Here is a 3,593-nt window from a genome sequence, read left to right as displayed (position 1 = left end):
GGGCATCATCGTGGATTTTGGCAGCAGCGACCCGCAGCCGCTGCCGGGCCTGGCCCATTTTCTGGAACACAAGCTTTTTGCCGCGGAAAGCGGCGACTTGTCGCTTGAATTTGAAAAAATGGGCGCCGACGTGAACGCCTTTACCTCTTTCAATGAGACCATGTACTACTGCAGCGGGGTCAAAAACGTCGCTCCCATGCTTGACCTGCTTTTCAAGCTGGTCGGGGAGCCTTATTTCACGGATGAGAACGTGCAAAAAGAAATCCCGATCATCCAGCAGGAACTGGCCATGTATCAAGATGAACCCGACTGGATTCTGGGTGACAAGCTGCTGCGCGGCAGCTATGGCGACAGCAACCTGGCCATTGACGTGGCCGGGACCAAGGAATCGATTGCCAGCGTGACCAAGGAAACGCTGCTGGCGGCTTACCGGGAAAACTACGTGGCCGAGCGCATGTCCTTTGTGGCCTGCGGCGATTTTTCCGACAACCAGGTCAAAACGATTCTCCGCCAGGCCAAGAAGCTGTCAGAACAGTATTTTGCTTCCGGGACGAAGCAAAAAGACAGCGACCTGCTGCCGGTATTAAGCCAGGGAGAAGACTGGCTTTTGCCGGGCCAGGAAGTACCTTTGCTTGCGGTTGAGCTCCTTTTGCCAAACTTTAAGAAAGTTTTAGCAAGTCGGGATATGGCTCAAATTTTGCTGGAAATCATGCTAGAATCAAAGCTGGGCGCAATGAGCAGCTGGTTTGCCCGGATGCGGCAGGACCAGCTTTTGAGCCAGCCGCTGCAGATCAGCGTGACCTATACCAGGCAGGGAGCCTACGCGGTCTTGTTCGGGATGAGCCCGGACGGCGCGGCGGTCATTGACCGCATCAAGGCCGAGCTGGAGCCGGGGCAGCTTTTCAGCCCGCAAAAGCAGGCGGAAATGAACCAGCTTTTTGAAATTCAAAAGCGCAGCTGGCTGGCCCAGACGGTGCGCGGACTGGACAACTTGTCCGGCTTCGCGGTCGAAATGGCCGAGGAAAGCCTGGACGGCGAGGACCTGTTTGCCAATGTCGAACGGATGCAGGCCTTGAGTTTCGCGGACTACCAGGCATACTGCCAGGACCTGCTGAGCGGGGCCGGCATCAATTCCGTCCGCGCGGGCGAGGAGGATGAGCAATGAAACGTGCTTTGATTTTTGGCGCCACCGGCGGGATCGGGCAAGCAATCGCCAGCCGCCTGGCAGACTCGGGCTGGTCCCTGTACCTGCACTGCAACAGCAACTGGGAAGAAGCCAGCAGTCTGGCTGACCAGCTGAGCCAGCAGCATCCGCTGCAGGACTTCATGCCGATCAAGCTGAACTTCCTGGCCAGCGACGAGCAGCTGCAAAGTTTTGCTGCCGGCCTGCTGCCGGTCAACGCGGTGGTTTTTGCCCAGGGAATCACGGATTACGATTTTTTGGGCAGCCAGAGCTCGCAGACGATTGAACGGATCATCAAGGTCAATCTGGAAAATCCCATCAAGCTGACCAAGCTGCTTGAAGGGCAGCTGCTCAAGCAAGAGCACAGCCGGATCGTCTATCTGGGTTCGGTTTACGGCGGCCAGGGCAGCGCGATGGAAGCAGTCTACAGCGCGACCAAAGGCGGCATCAGCCGCTTTGCCCAGGCCTATGCCCGGGAAGTCGCCGCCAGCCGCTTTACGGTCAACGTCGTGGCACCCGGCGCGGTCAACACGCCGATGAACGCAATGTTTTCTGAAGAAACGCTCAGGGAACTGAGCGAGGAGATTCCGGCCGGCCACTTGGCCAAGCCGCGCGAAATCGCCTACTGGGTAGACTGCCTGCTGAATCCGGAAAGCGACTATTTGACCGGCCAGACGATTTATGTCAGTGGCGGTTGGCTAGAATAGGCGACACGATTAACGTCATTGTGCTATAATTGATAAACAGATTTTAAGTGATTGAAGAGGTTAATAATGTCAGGCATTGGAGAACAACTACGTACGGCAAGAGAGGCCAAGGGTCTTTCAATTTCCGATATTGAAAAGGCAACGAAGATCCAGAGCCGCTACTTGGAAGCAATCGAAAACAACGAATTCGACAAGCTGCCGGGCGACTTCTACGTCCGGGCCTTCATTCGGCAGTACGCGCAGATCGTTGGCTTGGACGGCAAGGAGCTGCTGAGCCAATATCAAGGGGACGTCGTTAATGAAGTCACGAACGAGGCAGCTGAAGAAAGCAGCCAGCCGGAAGAAGAAGCCGAAGAAGTGACTCCAGTTCAAGAAGACCGGGAAAGCCAAGAAGCGCCGGAAATGGAAACCAGACCGGCCCGGATCGCTGAAAGCCGGCCAAGCAACCGGACTGCCGACGACGCACCGGCCAAGGATGCCAAGTGGCGCAAGCTGGTGCCGCGGCTGGCACTGGGCTGCGGGATCGCTTTGCTGCTTTTGATCGCGGGGATGGTTTTCGCGAACATGCACAAGACCGGCTCAAGCAGCCAGAAGGAAAACGCCGGTTCCAGCGTCACGATCAGTTCCAAGAAGTCTTCCAGCAAGAAGAGCTCGTCTTCAGCAGCTTCATCTTCTTCTAAGAAGAAGACCAGCTCCATCAAGGTTGCTTCCCTTGGCGGGTCAAGCTACCGCGTGACCGGGATCAAGTCCAGCACTTCACTGGTTGTCCGTTCCAGTCAGCAGAGCATCTACTACTACGTTTCTGTTGACAACGTGATCACCAACCAAGGTACGCTGCAAAGCGGCGAGAAGCACACTGAAACGGTCAAGAAGGGTGAAACCCTGATCGTTTACCTGGGCACTGACACCGGCGTGACGGTAACGGTAGGCGGCAAGAAGATTCCGTTCACTCCAGTCAACGGGACGACGCGGCTGACCATCTACCTGGGAAGCAGCTCAGAATCAAGCAGCTCAAGCACGACCAGCTCTGCGACTACCAACACGAGCACGAATACCAACACTAACACCAACACAAACACGAATACGAACACCAATACTTACTCAAGCAGCAGTACCGCAGCCAGCAGCTCAGCTGCCAGCTCCAGCGCTCAGACTTACAGCTCACGGGCTTCATCAAGTGCGGCTCCAAGCAGCCAGTCATCAGTCAGCCAGTCATCTGCCGCTTCAAGCAGCAGACAGTAGGACTTAAAGCCCGTTGATTCTTAAAAAGTGAGGAATTTAAAGCAATGAATCTACCAAATAAATTGACCGTTTTCCGGATCTTCTTGATCCCAGTCTTCATGATTTTGCTGATCGCCCAGTGGCCAGCCGGATCCTTCAACCTGGCCGGCACCGAAATCCTGTGGAGCCGGGTGGTTGCCATGATCGTCTTCGCGGTTGCGTCCGCGACCGACTGGTTTGACGGCCATATCGCCCGTTCCCGGGGACTGGTGACGAACTTTGGTAAATTTGCCGACCCGCTGGCCGACAAGATGCTGACGATGACGGCCTTTATCTTCATGGTTGAGCTGAACCTGGCTCCGGCCTGGGTAGTGGCAATCATCGTCTGCCGTGAACTGGCCGTAACCGGCCTGCGCCTGATTGTCGTTGAAAACAACGGCAAGGTCATGGCAGCTGCCATGCCGGGCAAGATCAAGACGACC

At 55.9% G+C, this 3,593-nt stretch carries 4 protein-coding genes; all 4 read left to right on the top strand.

The window, feature by feature from the left end; genetic code table 11:
* On the top strand, positions 1 to 1,165 hold a 1,165-nt coding region (locus lacNas_RS02095; RefSeq protein WP_201346537.1), incomplete at its 5' end, for a M16 family metallopeptidase.
* Positions 1,162 to 1,890: an elongation factor P 5-aminopentanone reductase gene (gene ymfI / locus lacNas_RS02090; protein WP_201332042.1), complete on the top strand. Its 729-nt coding sequence runs from the start codon at positions 1,162 to 1,164 to the stop codon at positions 1,888 to 1,890. The genes lacNas_RS02095 and ymfI, both read left to right, overlap by 4 nt.
* Before the next feature lie 66 nt (positions 1,891 to 1,956).
* Positions 1,957 to 3,132 (top strand): helix-turn-helix domain-containing protein, encoded by a 1,176-nt coding sequence (locus tag lacNas_RS02085; RefSeq protein WP_201332041.1) that lies wholly within the window; start codon positions 1,957 to 1,959, stop codon positions 3,130 to 3,132.
* A gap of 44 nt (positions 3,133 to 3,176) precedes the next feature.
* Positions 3,177 to 3,593 (top strand): CDP-diacylglycerol--glycerol-3-phosphate 3-phosphatidyltransferase (pgsA, locus tag lacNas_RS02080; protein WP_201335955.1); only part of this gene is annotated, 417 nt, incomplete at its 3' end.

The organism is Lactobacillus nasalidis (genome assembly GCF_016587775.1).
GTDB lineage: Bacteria > Bacillota > Bacilli > Lactobacillales > Lactobacillaceae > Lactobacillus > Lactobacillus nasalidis.
The sequence above is the reverse complement of the archived record's forward strand: the minus strand, read 5'-3'. Positions and strand labels throughout refer to the sequence as shown.

Excerpts from the sequence above, each read along its gene's own strand:
- ymfI (WP_201332042.1), top strand. The coding sequence starts at position 1,162 with ATGAAACGTGCTTTGATTTTTGGCGCCACCGGCGGGATCGGGCAAGCA.
- lacNas_RS02085 (WP_201332041.1), top strand. The coding sequence starts at position 1,957 with ATGTCAGGCATTGGAGAACAACTACGTACGGCAAGAGAGGCCAAGGGT.